Source organism: Bradyrhizobium ivorense, assembly GCF_900696085.1.
In the GTDB taxonomy this organism is placed as follows: domain Bacteria; phylum Pseudomonadota; class Alphaproteobacteria; order Rhizobiales; family Xanthobacteraceae; genus Bradyrhizobium; species Bradyrhizobium ivorense.
Genome location: NZ_CAADFC020000016.1, coordinates 1,047,847 through 1,065,399, shown reverse-complemented (window position 1 = coordinate 1,065,399; position 17,553 = coordinate 1,047,847). Strand labels below are relative to the sequence as shown.

18 protein-coding genes and 1 tRNA gene are annotated in these 17,553 nt (G+C 65.1%); 11 read left to right on the top strand and 8 right to left on the bottom strand.

Features of this window, described 5'->3' with window-relative positions:
• Positions 1-144 precede the first annotated feature (144 nt).
• The 4 genes from CI41S_RS24905 to CI41S_RS24890 all read right to left on the bottom strand — a co-directional run bounded on the left by CI41S_RS24905 (position 145) and on the right by CI41S_RS24890 (position 5,232).
• Positions 145-1,206, bottom strand: coding sequence for an MBL fold metallo-hydrolase (locus CI41S_RS24905; protein ID WP_139861972.1), 1,062 nt, complete (start codon positions 1,204-1,206; stop codon positions 145-147).
• Positions 1,207-1,632: 426 nt separating this feature from the next.
• Positions 1,633-3,777, bottom strand: a complete 2,145-nt coding sequence (locus tag CI41S_RS24900; RefSeq protein ID WP_139861971.1) for a methyl-accepting chemotaxis protein — start codon at positions 3,775-3,777, stop codon at positions 1,633-1,635.
• 212 nt (positions 3,778-3,989) lie between these two features.
• Positions 3,990-4,724 carry an outer membrane protein gene (locus CI41S_RS24895; protein WP_139861970.1) on the bottom strand — a complete coding sequence of 245 codons (735 nt, stop codon included), beginning with the start codon at positions 4,722-4,724 and terminating at the stop codon, positions 3,990-3,992.
• Positions 4,725-4,914: 190 nt separating this feature from the next.
• A complete protein-coding gene (locus CI41S_RS24890) occupies positions 4,915-5,232 on the bottom strand; it encodes a hypothetical protein (protein ID WP_139861969.1) in 318 nt (105 codons plus the stop codon).
• Between the two features lie 103 nt (positions 5,233-5,335).
• On the opposite strand from CI41S_RS24890, the gene CI41S_RS45045 reads away from it, so the two are divergent.
• On the top strand, positions 5,336-5,461 hold the full coding sequence (locus tag CI41S_RS45045; RefSeq protein WP_283813133.1) for a hypothetical protein: 126 nt from the start codon (positions 5,336-5,338) through the stop codon (positions 5,459-5,461).
• Positions 5,462-5,607: 146 nt separating this feature from the next.
• Here the strand turns inward: CI41S_RS45045 and CI41S_RS24885 are convergent, their stop codons facing one another.
• The 3 genes from CI41S_RS24885 to CI41S_RS24875 form a co-directional block, all read right to left on the bottom strand.
• The gene (locus CI41S_RS24885; RefSeq protein WP_139861968.1) at positions 5,608-6,867 is read right to left on the bottom strand and encodes a serine hydrolase domain-containing protein; all 1,260 of its coding nucleotides are present in this window, start codon (positions 6,865-6,867) and stop codon (positions 5,608-5,610) included.
• 226 nt (positions 6,868-7,093) lie between these two features.
• The gene (locus CI41S_RS24880; protein ID WP_139861967.1) at positions 7,094-7,600 is read right to left on the bottom strand and encodes a DUF2778 domain-containing protein; all 507 of its coding nucleotides are present in this window, start codon (positions 7,598-7,600) and stop codon (positions 7,094-7,096) included.
• A gap of 377 nt (positions 7,601-7,977) precedes the next feature.
• A tRNA-Thr gene (locus CI41S_RS24875) sits at positions 7,978-8,052 on the bottom strand.
• Positions 8,053-8,359: 307 nt separating this feature from the next.
• On the opposite strand from CI41S_RS24875, the gene CI41S_RS44100 reads away from it, so the two are divergent.
• The 5 genes from CI41S_RS44100 (at position 8,360) to CI41S_RS24850 (ending at position 12,487) form a co-directional block, all read left to right on the top strand.
• Positions 8,360-8,584: a hypothetical protein gene (locus CI41S_RS44100; RefSeq protein WP_210242698.1), complete on the top strand. Its 225-nt coding sequence runs from the start codon at positions 8,360-8,362 to the stop codon at positions 8,582-8,584.
• 103 nt (positions 8,585-8,687) lie between these two features.
• Positions 8,688-10,382: an FAD-dependent oxidoreductase gene (locus CI41S_RS24865; protein WP_139861965.1), complete on the top strand. Its 1,695-nt coding sequence runs from the start codon at positions 8,688-8,690 to the stop codon at positions 10,380-10,382.
• 169 nt (positions 10,383-10,551) lie between these two features.
• Positions 10,552-10,860 carry a UBP-type zinc finger domain-containing protein gene (locus CI41S_RS24860; protein ID WP_139486884.1) on the top strand — a complete coding sequence of 103 codons (309 nt, stop codon included), beginning with the start codon at positions 10,552-10,554 and terminating at the stop codon, positions 10,858-10,860.
• A gap of 155 nt (positions 10,861-11,015) precedes the next feature.
• Positions 11,016-11,507 (top strand): hypothetical protein, encoded by a 492-nt coding sequence (locus CI41S_RS24855; RefSeq protein WP_139486885.1) that lies wholly within the window; start codon positions 11,016-11,018, stop codon positions 11,505-11,507.
• Between the two features lie 155 nt (positions 11,508-11,662).
• Positions 11,663-12,487, top strand: coding sequence for an alpha/beta fold hydrolase (locus CI41S_RS24850; protein ID WP_139861964.1), 825 nt, complete (start codon positions 11,663-11,665; stop codon positions 12,485-12,487).
• Positions 12,488-12,787: 300 nt separating this feature from the next.
• Here CI41S_RS24850 and CI41S_RS24845 read toward each other — a convergent pair whose 3' ends face one another.
• Positions 12,788-13,438, bottom strand: coding sequence for a TetR family transcriptional regulator (locus tag CI41S_RS24845; RefSeq protein ID WP_430650038.1), 651 nt, complete (start codon positions 13,436-13,438; stop codon positions 12,788-12,790).
• Between the two features lie 93 nt (positions 13,439-13,531).
• Here CI41S_RS24845 and CI41S_RS24840 point away from each other — a divergent pair, with 93 nt between their 5' ends.
• The 5 genes from CI41S_RS24840 (at position 13,532) to CI41S_RS24820 (ending at position 17,503) form a co-directional block, all read left to right on the top strand.
• Positions 13,532-14,470, top strand: a complete 939-nt coding sequence (locus CI41S_RS24840; protein WP_139861962.1) for an SDR family oxidoreductase — start codon at positions 13,532-13,534, stop codon at positions 14,468-14,470.
• A 138-nt stretch (positions 14,471-14,608) separates the two neighbouring features.
• Positions 14,609-15,034: a DUF2948 family protein gene (locus tag CI41S_RS24835; RefSeq protein WP_172628180.1), complete on the top strand. Its 426-nt coding sequence runs from the start codon at positions 14,609-14,611 to the stop codon at positions 15,032-15,034.
• A 112-nt stretch (positions 15,035-15,146) separates the two neighbouring features.
• Positions 15,147-16,442: a histidinol dehydrogenase gene (gene hisD / locus CI41S_RS24830; RefSeq protein ID WP_139861960.1), complete on the top strand. Its 1,296-nt coding sequence runs from the start codon at positions 15,147-15,149 to the stop codon at positions 16,440-16,442.
• Positions 16,439-16,942 carry a UPF0262 family protein gene (locus CI41S_RS24825; RefSeq protein WP_139861959.1) on the top strand — a complete coding sequence of 168 codons (504 nt, stop codon included), beginning with the start codon at positions 16,439-16,441 and terminating at the stop codon, positions 16,940-16,942. The genes hisD and CI41S_RS24825 overlap by 4 nt, the downstream gene beginning before the upstream one ends.
• Positions 16,943-17,038: 96 nt before the next feature.
• Positions 17,039-17,503 carry an arsenate reductase ArsC gene (locus tag CI41S_RS24820; protein ID WP_139486891.1) on the top strand — a complete coding sequence of 155 codons (465 nt, stop codon included), beginning with the start codon at positions 17,039-17,041 and terminating at the stop codon, positions 17,501-17,503.
• Positions 17,504-17,553 lie beyond the last annotated feature (50 nt).

The window sequence follows — 17,553 nt, the reverse complement described above, 5'->3', positions numbered from 1 at the left end:
CTGAAGGCCTTACTTAGAGCTTTTCCAGCTCTAATGTCTATGCATTGGCTCACATCTGGGCATGCGCCGCAGGTGGTCAAATTGCCCTAGCTGCGGGGATCTTGCTTGATTCGGACCCGGACCGGCCGGCGGGCCGTGACGCGCTCAGGTCGTCCTGAAGCGCAGCACGCCGTCGGCGGTCTCCGCCGTCAGGCGGCCCTCGACCAGCATGTAGTTGACATGGGCGACCAGCTCGCCGGAGGCGAAACCCATCTGGTGCTCGTCCAGCACGTGCTTGTGGAACACCACCGGTACCAGTTCCTTGGAGGTCTGCGGCACCTCGCGGCAGGCCTCGGCGATCAGCCGGCAACGCTCCTCGTGGTGATCGGCGAGCTGCTTGATCCGCGTCTTCAGCCCGTAGAACGGCACGCCATGGCCGGGCAGCACCATCACGTCATAGGGCAGCGTGGTGGTGAGGCTGGCCAGCGAGGCGAGGTATTCGCCGAGCGAATTCTGCTCGGGCTCGACCGCCCAGACGCTGACATTGGGCGAGATCTTGCTCAGCACCTGGTCGGCGGACAGGAACAGCTTGTCGGCCGCGCAATACAGCATCACCTGGTCGAGCGCGTGACCGCCGCCGGTGATCACCTTGAAGCGCCGCGTGCCGATCACGACCTCGTCGCCATGGGTGAGGCGGTGATAGGACGGCGGCAGCACCGAGACCCGCTTCAGATAGTCCTGGCCGCGGCCGAGCAGCTTTTCGGTCAGGTCCTCGTCCATGCCGTGACGGCGGAAGAACAGCCGCTGCGCGTTGCGCCGCTCCTCGGTGCCGCGGTTCTGGTGATAGACCGACTGCAGATATTCGACCTGCGACATGAACAGCGGACAGCCGAAGCGCTCGGTGATCCAGCCCGCGAGCCCGACATGGTCGGGGTGCGAATGGGTCACGATCAGGCGGGTGACCTTGACGTGCTTCAGCGACCCCTCGAACAGCGTGGTCCAGGCCGCGATCGATTCCTCATTGCCGAAGCCGGCATCCACCATGGTCCAGCCGTCGCCGTCGGCGAGCAGATAGACGTTCACATGGTTGAGGCGGAACGGCAGTTTCAGCCGCGCCCACAGCACGCCGGGCGCCACCTCCACGACCTGGTCGGGGCCGGGATGGTTCTCCCAGGGGTATCTCAATGCCTCCGCCGAGGAGGGCAGGCCGTCGGTCTTCGAATGCATGCTACCGGCTTAGCGGTACATCGGCTGCCGCGCCAGCCGAAAAATCAGGATGCGGATGCGGAGAAGAGCGGGAATTCCGCAGCCCGGATGAAGCGCAGCGCTTTCTTCCCCTTCCCCCTGAAAGGGGGAAGGTCGGATGGGGGGGCGGCCACGGGCGACAGTGTCGGCGGAGAGATCCCCACCCGCTTTGCTCTGACGAGCAAAGCGACCTCCCCTTTTCAAGGGGAGGTTGGAGGCGATCCCGGGGCCCGGATGAAGCGCAGCGCTGCACTTTCTTCTCCTTCCCCCTGAAAGGGGGAAGGTCGGGATGGGGGGTCGGCCACGGGCGACAGTGTCGGCGGAGAGACCAGATCCCCACCCGCTTTGCTCACGAGCAAAGCGACCTCCCCTTTGCAAGGGGAGGTTGGAGCCCCGGAACGACGTGCGTCAGGCCGCCCTGATATTCGACAAGAACCCGTCGATCTCCGAGCGCAACACGTCGGCCTCGCGGCGCAGCGCGTCGGAGGCGCTCAGGACCTCGGTCGCGGCGGCGCCGGCCTCGGTCGAGGCGGTCGAGACGCCGATGATGTTGCTCGACACCTCGCTGGTGCCGCCGGCGGCGTGCTGGATGTTGCGGGCGATCTCGCGGGTCGCCGCGCCCTGCTCCTCGACCGCGGCCGCGATCGCGGTGGTGACGTCGTTGATCTCGCCGATCGTGCTCGAGATGTTGCGGATCGCTGAGACCGCCGAGGTCGTGACCTCCTGCATGCTGACGATCTGCTGGCGGATTTCTTCCGTCGCCTTGGCGGTCTGGCTCGCCAAATTCTTCACCTCGGAGGCGACCACGGCAAAGCCGCGACCGGCTTCGCCGGCGCGCGCCGCCTCGATGGTGGCGTTGAGCGCCAGCAGATTGGTCTGCGAGGCGATGGTCTGGATCAGATCGACCACGACGCTGATCCGCGCGGCGTTGTCGGCAAGGCCCTGCATCGTGGTGTCGGTCGCCCGCGCTTCCTCCACCGCCTTGCGCGCGATCTCCGCCGAGGTCACGACCTGGCGGCCGATCTCCGAGATCGACGACGACAATTCCTCGGTGCCGGCCGACACGGTCTGCACATTGACCGAGGTCTCCTCGGCCGCCGAGGCGACGGCGCTGACCAGCGCGCTGGACTGGTCGGCGGTCGCCGACATGCTCTGTGCGGTCGACTGCATCGAGTTCGCCGAGCTCTGCAGGCTGCCGAGCGCGCTGCGGACGGTGGATTCGAACTCGGCGATCTGCGTCTCCATGCGCGAGGCGCGCTCGGCCTTGGCGATGCGGTCCTGGTTCTGGCTCGCGGTGAGCTCGCGGCCCTCGATCATGCTCTCGCGGAACACCTGCAGCGCGTCGGCCATGACCGCGATCTCGTCGCGCTGGCGGCTGTGCGGGATCTCGGTGTCGAGGTCGCCGTCGGACAACAGCTGCATCGAGCGCTGCAGGCCGCGGATGCGGCGCAGGATGTTGCGCCCGACATAGAGCCAGACGAACAGGAACGAGCCGACCAGGGTCAGCGCGCCGAGGCCGATCATCACCATGGTGGCGAACGCGATCTGCTGCCGCGCCTGGAAGGTCGACGAGTCGGTCTCCTTCTGCACGGCGTCGACCAGCTGCTGCACGCTGATGCCGAGCCCGATGTTGAGCTTGCGGGTCTCGTCCAGAATGGTCTGGCCGTAGTCGATCGAGTCGAGCTCCTTCTGGCGGATCTTGAACACGCCGGTCTTGCCTTCGCCGAGCGCCAGCAGTTTTTCCGCGCTGTCGCGCACCGCGACGATCGCTGGATTCTTCGGCAGGTCCTCGAGGTTGGACTTGACGCGCTCGCGCCCGGCCTTGAACTCGGCCTCGATCGCATCCAGCGTCTCGCTCGAGGTGGCGGACAGCGCCGCGGTCATGTCGGCGGCCATCAGATTGCCGGCCGAGAGCACGTTGCTGATCTGGCCGACGGTGCGGGCCGCTTCGGTGGCGTCATCGGCGGAGACTTCGGCTGAGCCGAGGATGGCGTTGAGCCGGGTCTGCGCGTCGAGCATCGCGGGGCTGGCGGCGCCGACGAAGGCGGCCTGGGCCTTGCGCAGCGCGTTGTACTGCTTGTCGCGCAGCGCGCTGACGTCGAGCCGTTCGCGCGCCGCCGAGATCAGGCTCTTGGTGGCGTCGTCGGTGTTCTTGACGTTCTCCTTCAGCGCGCCGACCACGGCTTTGTCGGCGCCGAGCTCGATGATCTCGCCGAGCTTGGCGTTGGTCAGCTGCGCGACCTCCTGCACCTTCTTGGTGCGCTCGGTGAGCGCGTCCTCGCTCTGCACCGCGAGCAGGCCGGGGCCTTGGGCGGCGAGCGCGGCGCTCTGCGCCGACAGCTGCAGGCTCGCGGCAAGCCGCGGAATGTCGCGGCCGCTGAGATCGGTCATGGTGCCGCCGAGTTGGTGCAGCACCCAACCGGCGCCGGCGCTGATGATCAGCGCCATGCCGGCGATCACGGCAAACGCCGCGAACAGGCTGCCGCGCACGCCCATCTGCGGAACGCGGATGCTCTTGAAACTTGGTTTGCCGAGCTTGAACCGAAACGCCATTGCCCCCGTGCCCCCGTGCACTTTCCCCAGTGTTTCCCGGCGCGGGAGTATCGGTGCGGCCGGTTAACAAAATCGGGAAAATTGCGGCAAAGCGGGCGAATTTTGAGCATCGCGTGTGCCGGCGCTTTCTCCTGCACGGAATTGATGCACGTGCCCATATGCAAAAGGCCGGCGTGCGCCGGCCTTTTCCACGCCTGGTTGTATCGACGATCTCAGTAGCGCGCCGCCATCGGGTTAGCGAAGTTGAAGCGGTAGTTGATGCCGGCCTTCACGGTGTGCTCGTCATTGTGGAAGCTGCCGAACGGCACCAGCGCGGCCGGACCGGTGAAGCGGCTGTCGCCGAAGTCGTAATACTGGTACTCGACCTTCGCCGACCAGTTCGGGGCGAACATATATTCGGCGCCGGCGCCGACGGTCCAGCCGTTCTGGTGGCTGTCGCTGAGCGCAAACGGGATCGCGACGCCGCCGAGCGTCACCTTCTCGTTGTTGTCGGAGTAGGCGTAGCCGCCCTTCACATAGATCAGGCCCGGACCCCAGGTGTAGCCGACCCGGCCGGTGACCGAGGCGATGCCGCGCTGGTTGTTGTTGTAGACATAGCCGCCGGGGAAGATCGCATTGAGCTGGTGGCCGCCGACCCAGGAATACTGGCCTTCGAGGCCGATCACCCACATCGGCGAGAGCTGCCAGTCGTAGCCGGCCTGCACGCCGCCCATGAAGCGGGCGCTGCTGTCGGACAGCGCGAGGCCGTTGAAGGTGTTGTTGTCGGCAAACACGCCGCCGAGGTGACCGCCGAGATAGAAGCCGGTCCAGTTGTAGAGCGGTGCGGCGTAAACGGGCGCGGGCTGCTTGTAATAGGGACGGGCGCCGAGATCGGCGGCCTCGGCGGTCGCGCCAAAGGCGGCGACGGCGGCAGCCATGGCTGCGGTTGCGAGCAGGAACTTGTTCATTGTGGTCAGTCTCCGGACAGGTCGTGCGGAGGCGCCGCGCATTGGCGCCATCCTTGCGGCTGCAGTTACACAGCTTTTGAATAAAATGCTGTCCACCGCGGCCGCTAAACCTGCCGTTTGCCGCGAAAGGTTTTGTTGTGCCTAACGAACGCTTAAGCGTGGATGAAGGAAGGCTTAACGCAGCGCTGGGCTAGCCAAGCCGCCGCCGCACATCCTCGCGCATCTGCTCGCGAAAAGCCTGGCGCCGTGCCGGCCGCTCCTTCACGGGAACGTCGTGGCGGTCGAACACGTCGAACTTTTCCAGGATCGGATAGTGCTCGCTGGCCATCGCCAGCACCCGCAGCAGCGCGGCGACCTTGGCGGTCGGGCCGGTGACCTCCCAGCGCCGGATCTTCTCGGCACCGCCGGCGTCCAGTCCGCAAAGCTTCGCCATGTCGGCTGCCGTCAGCTTGCGGCCGATCGCCTCGCTGAGCGCTTCGCGCAGTTTCTTCAGTTCTGGGCCGGTCACTCTGGTTCCGCTCCGCGACAAGGCAAGTGTGAAGTAGGTCACGCGGCGTACGCCGGGTCGGGGCTATACGACATGCATGCGACCTCCAGATGGAGAGACGATCATGCAAGGCATCATTGAAAGTCTCAGCCCCGAGCACAGTGACATCGATTGGAAATGGGTCGGCAGTGTGTTCGTCTTTTATATCGTGGCGATGATGCTGCTTGCCGGCGGGATGATATCGCACTGATTCGTGCTGCGCGACTCCGGCGCGCGCGGTGCGCCGGCCATATCCCTCCGCCGCCGCTTAAGGACACAAGCGGCCGTGGCATGTGCGGGCAAAGGGTTTGTGGTTCGCACGCGAAGCGCCGGCACGGCACGTAAACGAAGTTAGCGTTAGTGGAGCTGCGCGGACGCGGCCTGAAAAATTGCGATCAGTTCCTTGTCAGCGGCATAGTCGTTGGCGGGCCTCGCTCCCGTCTGCACAAGCACCAGCTTGTTTTCCGGATCAACCATCACGAATTGGCCGCGGAAACCTTGAAACGCAAACATGCGGTTATTCCCGGGAATGAGCCACACTTGGTAGCCGTATCCGGCCCAATAAGAATTGGAGAAACTTAGATGGGTGTCGGTCGGCGCGATGGTGGTCCCGGTGAGCAGCCAGTTTTCGGGGACAATGGTTTTATCGTTCCACTTACCGTCATGGGCAAGCATCAAGCCGAGGCGGGCCCAATCCCGAAGCGTCGCGTTGAAGTAGGCATACGCAACCTCGCGGCCCGTCGCGTCCAACGACCACTTGGCATCGGCCTCTGCGCCCAAGGGCGCCCACAGCTTCTCCCTTGCGTAGTCGGATAGGCGTCGACCGGTTGCACCAGCAACTACGAGGCCCAAAACTGTTGTCTCTGCAGAAGAATAATTCCACCGTACATTTGGCGGAGCCTCGCGCGTATTGAAGTGCTTCAGCGCAGCAATAACTCCTCCGGGTCCCTGTCCCACGGTATATCGAGAGAGAATAGCACTGTCGCTCTTTGCGTCGGTCAGATTGGTTGTTTCCTCTTTCCAAGCGACCCCGGACGACATCTGCAACAGTGCCTTGATTGGGGTGCGTCCGTATTCAGATCCCTTCAGCTCCGGTACGTAAGTTTCAGCCGAATCGTAGATAGATCGAATAGCCCCATTCTTTACGGCAATTCCGACCAACATTGCCGTGATCGTCTTAGCCATTGAGAACGACGTCATACGATGCTTGTCTGTCCGCCCGTATTGGTATCGTTCCAGAAGAATAGTGTCGCCCTTCGCGATCAGGAAGCCGGTGATCGGATGATGCTCGAGATAGTCGTCGAGCGTCACAGTTTGCCCTAGGTAGGTGTAGCGAATAGTCGGCTCAGTGGGCGCGCGCATCAAGCGGCTCGGTACCTTTGGGGCGGCAATAGTGCGCGTGGGGAAGAGCGTATCAAAATGGCTGAATGCCCCGACACGACAACGCTGCTTGGTGACGTAGTCGTAATTGGAGCAAGCCGGATATCCATCCCTTCTGCCGTAGGCATCGGCGTCTTGGCCGTCAGGGCGGAAACGTGGGCCTGGTGATTGCGCGATGGCCTCACTACCGAGCGCTACGGACATGCCAGCGAGAAAGACAAGCACAATTCTCTTCATTCCCCACTCGTCAGCAAATGGCTAAAGTAAATGGCTGCAGTAATGTGATTGGCGGGACTATGCCTGATCTACTGATCAGGGCAAGACTTGGGCGACCAAGCAAGTTGGATTTGGGTCCAAAAGCCGCCCATAGCGACCGAACCGGGACTTCCGCTTCACCTCGAAGAACCCGATGTCTCCGATGGTCGCGCAAATCAGAGTCCGGGTCTCTGGTGCGAGAACGGTGCTAGGCAATAGGTCTTATCATCGCACGCGCCGCCGGAAGCGGAAACCCCGGTTCTACTACCTTTAGCAGAACAGCGTTCTTCGCGTTTTTCACCGCATTGTTGAGGCGATCGCGGAGATACTTGTCCTCGATCACTATGCAACCGTCGCTGCCGTGCTTTCCACTCCCGTGTATCCAAAACTTATCTCGGCCGTACAAGCGTGGCGTACTTGGAGCATCGACATTGAGAAGAGATGTTATGGTTTGTTCGAGCTGAATGACTGGGCCGTGGAACGGCGGGTGGAGTGGGACGTAATGACATACATAAAATCCTGGCGGGATAGGACCGCCGTGGGTGTGACCTGCCTTGATGTCTCTCTCTTTACGGAACGCATCATAACTGGAAAAGCTGTGCTCAGCCCCTCCGCCGGTGCGCCCTCGTCCGCCGCCCGAGTAGGCCCGAACCGAAAAGGTTGTGCTATCTATGGCAACGGAAAGGAATTCACGTGCAATCGAATAGGTAAGCATGTCCGTGTCCCTTCGTATTAATAAGCAGTGTGCCTCCAATATGGAGCTGCAATTTACGTCGGAACTCGGCGTGCTGCCATGCTAGCGTCACTTCTCCCGCGGCGTAGCTGTCTATCGAGCAGCTTGCGGTGGCGCCACTTGGACAGCAACCACGGTCGCATGTGGGCCCAAACTAGGAAGGCGGCGGGCTCCTTCGCACGAAGTCTGCTTTGCCAGCGTGAGCGCACATCGTCAGCCCAGCCCGGTCTCCACATGTCAAAGGACCAGAACCGGCCTGCCCAAGATCGGATGACGGGAGCCGTTGCCGCTCCCCCGAGACGGACGAGATGGCTGGTCCCGAATCGGCCCCAACTAAACATCTGCTTTTATGAAGAGAATGGTGCTGCCAGACAGGATTGAACTGTCGACCTCTCCATTACCAATGGAGTGCTCTACCACTGAGCTACGGCAGCATGCCCGGGAAAATAGAATCGACCCTCGAGGGGCCCGTCCAAGCGGGCGGTTCTTGCCACAAGGCCCCCTCCGGCGCAAGCAAAAGGGCGCCGCTGCCGGCGGTGAAATCGGCGGAAATTGCCGTTCCCTGCCGGCGATCGTCGCCAATCCGGCGGATTCCGGCCTGATTTGGTTCCCAACGTTGCCTTCGCGGGCCCTTGCGGCCGAATCGTCCGCCAGACGCAACTGGCCGGCCGGCTAGGGTGCGCGGGCGGCGGCCATCCTCTATGCTCCGTGCGCGAGCGTCGGCGGTTCAGAGTTTTGGAAATGACAGGCGATCAAGGCAAGGGCGGCGGGCAGGCCGGAGCCAGCGTGAAGGATTCGCGACAGGACCGCCTGAAGCTGGCGCTGCGCGAAAACCTGAAGCGGCGGAAATCGCAGGCACGCGGTCGCGAGGATGTGGCTTCCGAACCGGGCGATGCCTCGCTAGAGCATGATCCGGAAAAGTGCGAAGCGGTTTTCCGAAAAGATCATGATCAAACAAAGAGCTAAAGCGCGATGACGATCCAACCTGATCTCATCGCGCTTCACGCCGACCGAGACGAGCCGGATCGTTAGCCGGTTCGCGAGTGCTGAAGAAAGTGGGGCGCCAAAGATGGCTGCAGACGACACACCGACGATCAACCGGCTCACCGCAACCGCCTACGCGTTCCCACGCCAGGAGCAGACCTTTCCAACGCTGACGTCGCTCGAGATCGAGCGCATGCGCCGGTTCGGCGAGCCGCGGTCATACGGCGACGGCGAGGCGCTGTTCGAGACCGGCAAGCCGGGGCCGGGCATGTTCGTGATTCTGGCGGGCCATGTCGCGATCACCCAGCGCGACGGCCTCGGCCGGGTCACGCCGATCATCGACCAGGGGCCGGGGCAGTTTCTGGCCGAGATCGGCCAGCTCTCCGGGCGGCCTGCGCTGGTCGACGGCCATGCCGAGGGCGAGGTCGAGACGCTGCTGCTGCCGCCGGAGCGCTTGCGTGCGCTCTTGGTCGCCGAGGCCGATCTCGGCGAGCGCATCATGCGCGCGCTGATCCTGCGCCGGGTCAGCCTGATCCAGGGCGGCGCCGGCGGGCCGGTGCTGATCGGCGCGGCCGGCACCATGGCGAGGCTGCAGAACTTTTTGGCGCGCAACGGCCAGCCGCATCACGTGCTCGATCCGGAGACCGACAAGGATGCGGCCGACCTCGTTGCCCGTTATTCGGTGTCCCGCGCCGAACTGCCGCTGGTGGTCGCGCCGAACGGCACGGTGCTGCGCAATCCGTCGGAGACCGCGCTGGCGATGGCGCTCGGCATGATCGGCGGCAAGAAGCACGACAAGCTCTATGACGTCGCCGTGGTCGGCAGCGGCCCGGCCGGGCTCGCCACCGCGGTCTACGCCGCGTCGGAAGGGCTGTCGGTTGCGGTGTTCGATTCCCGCGCCTATGGCGGCCAGGCCGGCGCCAGCATGCGCATCGAGAACTATCTCGGCTTTCCGACCGGCATCTCCGGCCAGGCGCTGGCCGGCCGCGCCTTCAATCAGGCGCAGAAATTCGGCGCCGAGATGCTGATCCCGGTCTCGATCAAGGCGCTCGACTGCAGCAAGACCTCGGGCGCATTCGCGCTCGCCACCGATTGCGGGCACACCCTGCGCGCCAAGTCGGTGGTGGTCGCGAGCGGCGCGCGCTATCGCAGGCCCGAGATCGACAATCTCGATGCCTATGAGGGCCGCGGCGTCTGGTACTGGGCCTCGCCGATCGAGGCGCGGCTCTGCGCCGAGCAGGAGGTCGTGCTTGTGGGCGGCGGCAATTCGGCCGGCCAGGCGGCGGTGTATCTGTCAGCCCACGCCCGCAAGGTGATCATGATGATTCGCGGCGGCGGGCTCGGGGCCAGCATGTCGCGCTATCTGATCGAGCGCATCGAGGCGACGCCGAACATCGATCTGGTGTTCAACGCCGAGGTGATCGGGCTCGAGGGCGCGGAGACCTTGGAGCGGGTGCGCTGGAAGAGCCGGCTCGCGCCCGACGAGTTTTCGCTCGATATCCGCAATCTGTTCCTGTTCGTCGGCGCCGATCCGGCCACCGGCTGGCTCGACGGCTGCGGCGTCGAGGTCGACCGCGGCGGCTTCGTGCTCACCGGCAAGCAGAACGGCGAGGGCAACCGCGCCGTGCCGCTGCTCGAGACCACGGTGCCCGGCGTGTTCGCGGTCGGCGACGTCCGCTCCGGCTCGGTCAAGCGCGTCGGCGGTGCGATCGGCGAAGGCGCCCAGGTCGTCGCCGCGCTGCACGGCTATCTTGCGGATGCGGGCAGTCCGTCGTTGTAGGGAAGGCGCCGTGCAGGCTCAATGTCCCGTCATCCTGAGGTGCGAGCCCTCTTCGGCGAGCCTCGAAGGATGCACGGCCCCGCCGGTGGCCGATTCATCCTTCGAGGCTCGCAAGGGCTCGCACCTCAGGATGACGGATCGACTAAAATTACGAGTTGAGAGGTAGAGAATGTCAAAAGGCTGCACCCACATCGCCGGCATTGCGGACGTCACGCCGAGCGCGCTTGGCTGCGAGGAGTGCCTGAAGAGCGGCAGCCGCTGGCTGCATTTGCGGATCTGCCGGACCTGCGGCCATGTCGGCTGCTGCGACGACTCGCCCAACAAGCATGCAACCGCGCATTTCCACGCCACCGGCCATCCCGTGATCGAGGGCTACGATCCGCCGGAAGGCTGGGGCTGGTGCTATGTCGACGAGGTGCTGTTCGACCTGTCGAAGCGCAAGACGCCGCATAACGGGCCGATCCCGCGCTATGATTGATCGATGTCTCAGGAAGCGCACGGCGCGATGCCTGACGGCGGCGGGCCGTGGCGGATTTTTCATGAGATGTCGGCCGTCCTGCCATTGGAACCATGTAGCAATTTCTCCTCGCGCATCGTAACGTGGCGCGGGTTCTCAACGGGGAGTGCATCCACATGGTCCTGCTGCACGTGGTCATCAGTCTGATTGCTATCGTCTCCGGCCTGATCGTGATGTTTGGCCTGCTCGGGTCGAAATCGATGCCCGGGCTCACCGCGATCTTCCTCGTGCTCACGATACTGACCAACGTCACCGGGTTCGTGATTCCGCCGCTGCTCACCGAGAAGCTGCTGCCGTCGCACATCATCGGCCTGCTCTCGCTGGTGCTGCTCGCGATCGCCTGCATCGCGCTTTATGCGATGCGCCTCAATGGCATCTGGCGCCCGGTCTATGTCGTCACCGCGATGGTCTCGCTCTATCTCAACGTCTTCGTGCTGGTGATCCAGAGCTTCCTGAAGATACCGGCGCTGCAGGCGCTGGCGCCGGCGGTGCCGCCGAACCCGCCGTCCGGACCGGTGTTCGCGGTGGTGCAGGGCATCGTGCTGGTGTTCTTCGTCGTGGTGACGATTGGTATCTGGCGCCGGTTCAGGCCGTTCCGCCTCGCCTGATCGACCAACACGCACTCGCTGTTGCAGGGCGCACCACGTGCGAATCCGCAAACGCGTTCTGTCAACCATCGCTAGATCTTGCCCAATCGCAATTGCGCATCTGTGGTTCACGCTTCGCGTGAACCGGAATGACGGCTAACTGAAGGAGTGCGTCCATGCCCACTATCACCACCAAAGACGGCGTCGAGATTTTTTACAAGGATTGGGGCAAGGGCCAACCGATCGTGTTCAGCCATGGCTGGCCGCTGTCGTCGGACGATTGGGACGCGCAGATGCTGTTCTTCCTCAACAACGGCTTTCGCGTCATCGCCCATGACCGCCGCGGTCATGGCCGCTCGGCCCAGGTCGCCGACGGCCATGACATGGACCACTACGCCGACGATCTCGCCGCCGTCACCGCGCATCTCGATCTGAAGAACGCGGTTCACGTCGGCCATTCCACCGGCGGCGGCGAGGTGGTGCATTACATCGCCCGCCATGGCGAGAGCCGGGTGGCCAAGGCGGCGATCCTCTCTGCGGTGCCGCCGCTGATGGTGCAGACGGCGAACAATCCGGGCGGCCTGCCGAAATCGGTGTTCGATGGCTTGCAGGCCCAGCTCGCCGCCAACCGCTCGCAGTTCTACCGCGATCTGCCGGCCGGCCCGTTCTATGGCTACAACGGGCCGGGCGCCAAGCCGTCGGAGGCGGTAATCCAGAACTGGTGGCGTCAGGGCATGATGGGCGGCGCGAAGGCGCATTACGACGGCATCGTCGCCTTCTCGCAGACCGACTTCACCGAGGATTTGAAGAAGATCACGGTCCCGGTTCTGGTGATGCACGGCGACGACGACCAGATCGTGCCCTACGCCGACTCCGCCCCGCTGTCCGCCAAGCTGCTGAAGAACGGCACGCTGAAAACCTACAAGGGCTTTCCGCACGGCATGCCGACCACCGAAGCCGAGACCATCAACGCGGATCTGCTGGCGTTCATCAGGGAGTGAGTGCGGTGCGGTTCGCCGTGCCGCATCGATCCCGCGCACGTCTCTGCGGGTTCACGTTTGGGAGTCACCGGCGGAAGGGTTCCCTCCCCCCTTGCGGGGGAGGGTTAGGGAGAGGGGTACCACACGGGTGCTCTCTCAATCTGCTTTCGATCATGCACAGCCGAGATTGCGAGACGGTGCGTTGCTCGAGCATCTCGCCCGGGGCCACCCCTCTCCCCAACCCTCCCCCGCAAGGGGGGAGGGAGCCTGACCGGCGTGCTCACCTTACGCTGCGTTCACCACCATTCGCCGGGCGTCCGCTCACTCGAAAATCCCGCGGATCGCGGCAAACATCCGTTTGGCGAACAGCTCCGGTTTCTCGCGGGCGCCGTCGGCGGTCCAGAGGTCGGCGCCGACGCGCATCGCGCCGGTGGTGATCATTGCGACGAGGCGCGCCTTCATCCGGTCGGCCTTGTGGTTGGCGCGCTTGAGCAGCGCGTCGGCGAGCTCCCGCTCCATCTTCTCGTACTTGGCCTGATCGCGCGCCTGCAGCGCCGGATTGTCGCGCTTGAGCCGCGCCAGCGCGATCGCCTCGCGCGGATCGAGCTGCCGGACCAGCTCGATGATGGCGTTCTCCGCCGCCTGCAGCATGGATTCGCTAGCCGGGCGCGCCGCCACCGCCGCGACCAGCGCCGCCGTGCCGTCCTCCTGCCACGCCAGCACGACGTCTTCCTTCGAGGCGAAATAGTGAAAGAAGGTGCGGCGCGAGACGTTGGCCGCGGCGACGATGTCGTCGAGCGTGGTCGCCTCGAAGCCGCGCTCCAAAAATAGCGCCATCGCCGCCCGTGTCAGCCGCTCTCGCGTTTCTTGCCGCTTGCGTGCGCGCAGGCCGGAGCGCTCGGCGGGGGCGGCCGAATTCTCCCTGGATTGCCGCGGTTTGGCGGCCTTGCGCGCGAGCGCGGGGCGTCTCAAATTTTCACCTCTTGCAAAATTGCACTTGGTGCACATTTATCCGGTGCGGCTGGACCCGCAACAACCGAATCGCGTTTGCCAGGAGATATAACCATGACCGGCTGGAGCACTGCAGACATTCCGCGGCTCGACGGCAGGACCGCCGTGATCACCGGCGCAACCGGCGGGCTCGGCTACCAGACCGCGCTGGAGCTGGCGCGCGCCGGCGCCACCGTGGTGCTGACCGGCCGCAACGGCGCCAAGGGCCAGGATGCGCTGGCGCGGATCCGCGGCCAGCTTCCCGATGCTGCCATCATCTATGAGACGCTCGACCTTGCGAGCATTGCATCGGTCGCCGATTTCGCGGCCCGCTTTGCCGCGACCCACACATCGCTCGATTTGTTGATCAACAATGCCGCGGTGATGGCGCTGCCGACACGGCGGGTCACCGTCGACGAATTCGAGATGCAGTTCGGCACCAACTATCTCGGGCACTACGCGCTGACCGCGCTGCTGCTGCCGCAGCTCCGCCGCGGCCGCAACGCCCGCGTCGTCAATCTGTCCAGCCTTGCGCATCGCTCCGGCGCGATCAATTTCGACGACCTGCAGGCCCGGCGCGGCTATGCGCCGTGGCGCGCCTACTGCCAGTCGAAGCTCGCGATGCTGATGTTTGCGCTCGAGCTGCAGCGCCGCAGCGCGATCAATGGCTGGGGCATCATGAGCAATGCCGCGCATCCCGGCTATGCCCGCACCGAGTTGATCCCGAACGGCCCGGGCACCGAGAGCCTGTCCTGGCGGTTCGGCCGGTATCTGCAGCCCCTGATGAGCCACTCGGCGGCCGCAGGCGCGTTGCCGACGCTGTTTGCCGCCACTTCGCCTGCGGCCGAGGGGGGCGGCTATTACGGACCCAACGGGTTCTACGAATTGAAGGGCCCGCCGGCGCCGGCGCGGATCATGCCGCAGGCCAGGGACGCCGCGGTGGCGGAGCGGCTGTGGGACATCTCGGCCGCACTCACCGGTGTTCCGTTCGCTCAGGTCGCGACCGCGGCCTGAGCGGGCGGCACGGGGATCATCGCGATGAAGGTCATCCTGTTCGGCGCACGCCTCTGACCGGCGCGGCCCGGTTCCGTCGGCCGCGATTTCCTTCGGCAGCGTGGTACCTCCGGTGCGGTCAGGCGTTATATTGATCGCATGTCCCCACCCGCGCCGCTGAAACTGATCGCCCTCGATGCCGATGACCTCGCGGTCATCTCCACCCATGTGCAGGACGCCCGCGTCCAGGCCGCCGATATCGTCTGGCGCCAGGACGAAAAGCGCCTCGTGATCGGGCTGAACCGGCTCGACTGGGAGCAGACCCTGGCGGGCGGCGCCTGCTCGCGCCGGCTGATCGCGGCGCTGCGCTTCGACCGGGTGCTGGCATGCAAGTCGCGCAATATCGACCTGGAGGCCCCGGAGGCCATCCTGGAACTGCTCGGGATCGAATTCCACGCCTCCGACCCGCCCGGCGGCTGCGCGCTCCTGATGTTCGGCCATGGCGCGGCGCTGCGGCTCGATGTCGAGTGCCTGGAGTGCGAATTGACCGATTTGGGGACGGATGAGCTGGGGACGGCGGTATAGTTGCGTCGTCCCGGCTTTCGCCGGGAACGACGGGAGGCAAGGGTTGACGGCCATAATCCGCCGCGCCATTGAGCAGGGACCCGATCCCTTACGTCCTCTTTAGAAAGCCGCCATGCCCGTTCGCCTGGACCGACAGAGCGCCGATTTCGACCAGCGATTCCGCGACTTCCTGGCGGCCAAGCGCGAGGTGTCGGCCGACGTCGAGCGCGCCACCCGCGCCATCGTCGACGACGTGGTGGCCCGCGGCGACGCGGCGCTGCTCGAGGCGACGAAAAAGTTCGACCGGCTCGACATCGCCGCCTCGGGCCTGCGCGTCACCGCGGCCGAGATCGACGCTGCGGTGCAGGCCTGCGACGCCAGGACGGTCGATGCCCTGACATTCGCCCGCGATCGGATCGAAACCTTCCATCGCCGTCAGATGCCGAAGGACGAGCGCTTTACCGATGCCGAAGGCGTCGAGCTCGGTTGGCGCTGGAGCGCGGTCGATGCCGTCGGCTTGTACGTGCCCGGCGGCACCGCGGCCTATCCGTCCTCGGTGCTGATGAACGCGGTGCCGGCCAAGGTCGCCGGCGTGCCGCGCGTCGTGATGGCGGTGCCGGCGCCGGACGGCAAGCTCAACCCGCTGGTGCTGGCGGCCGCCGATCTTGGCGGCGTCTCCGAGATCTACCGCGTCGGCGGCGCCCAGGCGGTGGCCGCGCTGGCCTACGGCACCGCGACGATCGCGCCGGTGGCCAAGATCGTCGGTCCCGGCAACGCCTATGTCGCCGCGGCCAAGCGGCTGGTGTTCGGCAAGGTCGGCATCGACATGATCGCCGGCCCCTCCGAGGTGCTGGTGATCGCCGACGACACCGGCAATGCCGACTGGATCGCCGCCGACCTGCTGGCGCAGGCCGAGCACGACGTCAGCGCGCAGTCGATCCTGATCACCGATTCGGCGCGGCTCGCCGCCGATGTCGAGCGCGCGGTGGAGGCCCAGCTCAAGACCTTGCCGCGCGAAAAAATCGCGCGGGCCTCGTGGAATGACTTCGGCGCCGTGATCATGGTGAAACAGCTCGATGACGCGGTCGAGCTCGCCAATGCGATCGCCGCCGAGCATCTGGAGATCATGACCGCGGATGCCGAAGCGCTGTCGCAAAAGGTTCGCAACGCCGGCGCGATCTTCCTCGGCGCGCATACGCCGGAGGCGATCGGCGACTATGTCGGCGGCTCCAACCACGTGCTGCCGACCGCGCGTTCGGCGCGGTTCTCGTCCGGCCTCGGGGTGCTTGACTTCATGAAGCGAACCTCGATCCTGAAGTGCGGGCCGGATCAGCTCCGCGCGCTCGGGCCCGCCGCGATGACGCTCGGCCAGGCCGAGGGTCTCGACGCCCATTCACGTTCCGTCGGATTGCGCCTCAATCTCTCATGACCAAGTCCCCCGCCGACGAGGATTCCAACAGTCGCATCGTCGCGGTGACGCTCGACGAGGAATCGATCGGCCGTTCCGGGCCGGATATCGAGCATGAACGCGCGATCGCGATCTACGACCTGATCGAGCAGAACGTGTTCGCGCCCGAGGGCACGGAGCCCGGGCCCTACACGCTGCACATCGCGATCACCGGCAACCGGCTGATGTTCGATATCCGCAAGGAGGACGGCGCGCCGGTGGTCGCGCATTTGCTGTCGCTGACGCCGTTCCGCCGCGTCGTGAAGGACTACTTCATGATCTGCGACAGCTACTACCAGGCGATCCGCACCGCGACGCCGGACAAGATCGAGGCGATCGACATGGGCCGCCGCGGCATCCATGACGAGGGCTCGCGCACGCTGCAGGAGCGGCTCAAGGGCAAGGTGCGCGTCGACTTCGAGACCGCGCGGCGGCTGTTCACGCTGATCACCGTCCTGCACTGGAAAGGTGAGGGCGCATGATCCCGAAAAGTGGGAACCGGTTTTCGGACCAGATCATGCGCAAACAAGGAGGGCGCATGAAGTCGGCGTGGGCTCCTCGACTGAAAGCCTGATCGCATGGTGGCGCCGGGCGCGCGCAATCCCCAGGCTGTGCTGTTCGCATGCGGCCTGAACAGCGTGCGCTCGCCGATGGCCGAGAGCCTGTTGCAGCAGATGTTTCCGAACGGGCTCTATGTCCGCTCGGCCGGCGCGCGCAAGGGTGAGCTCGATCCGTTCGCGGTCGCCGTCATGGCCGAGCTCGGCCAGGACATTTCCGGCCACAAGCCGCAGACCTTCGAGGAACTCGAGGACTGGGAGGGGCTGAATTTCGACCTGATCATCACGCTGGCGCCCGAGGCCCATCACAAGGCCCTCGAGCTCACCCGCACGCTGGCCGCCGATGTCGAGTACTGGCCGACGGTCGATCCGACCGGCACCGAGGGCACGCGCGAGCAGAAGCTCGCCGCCTATCGCGAGGTCTGCGACAGCCTGCTGCTGCGCATCCGCCGCCGCTTTGCGAAGGTCGCGGCGGCGAGCGGGTAATGACGATGAACGCCGGTCCCGCCTCCGGGGGAGAGGTGACTTTGCCGGCC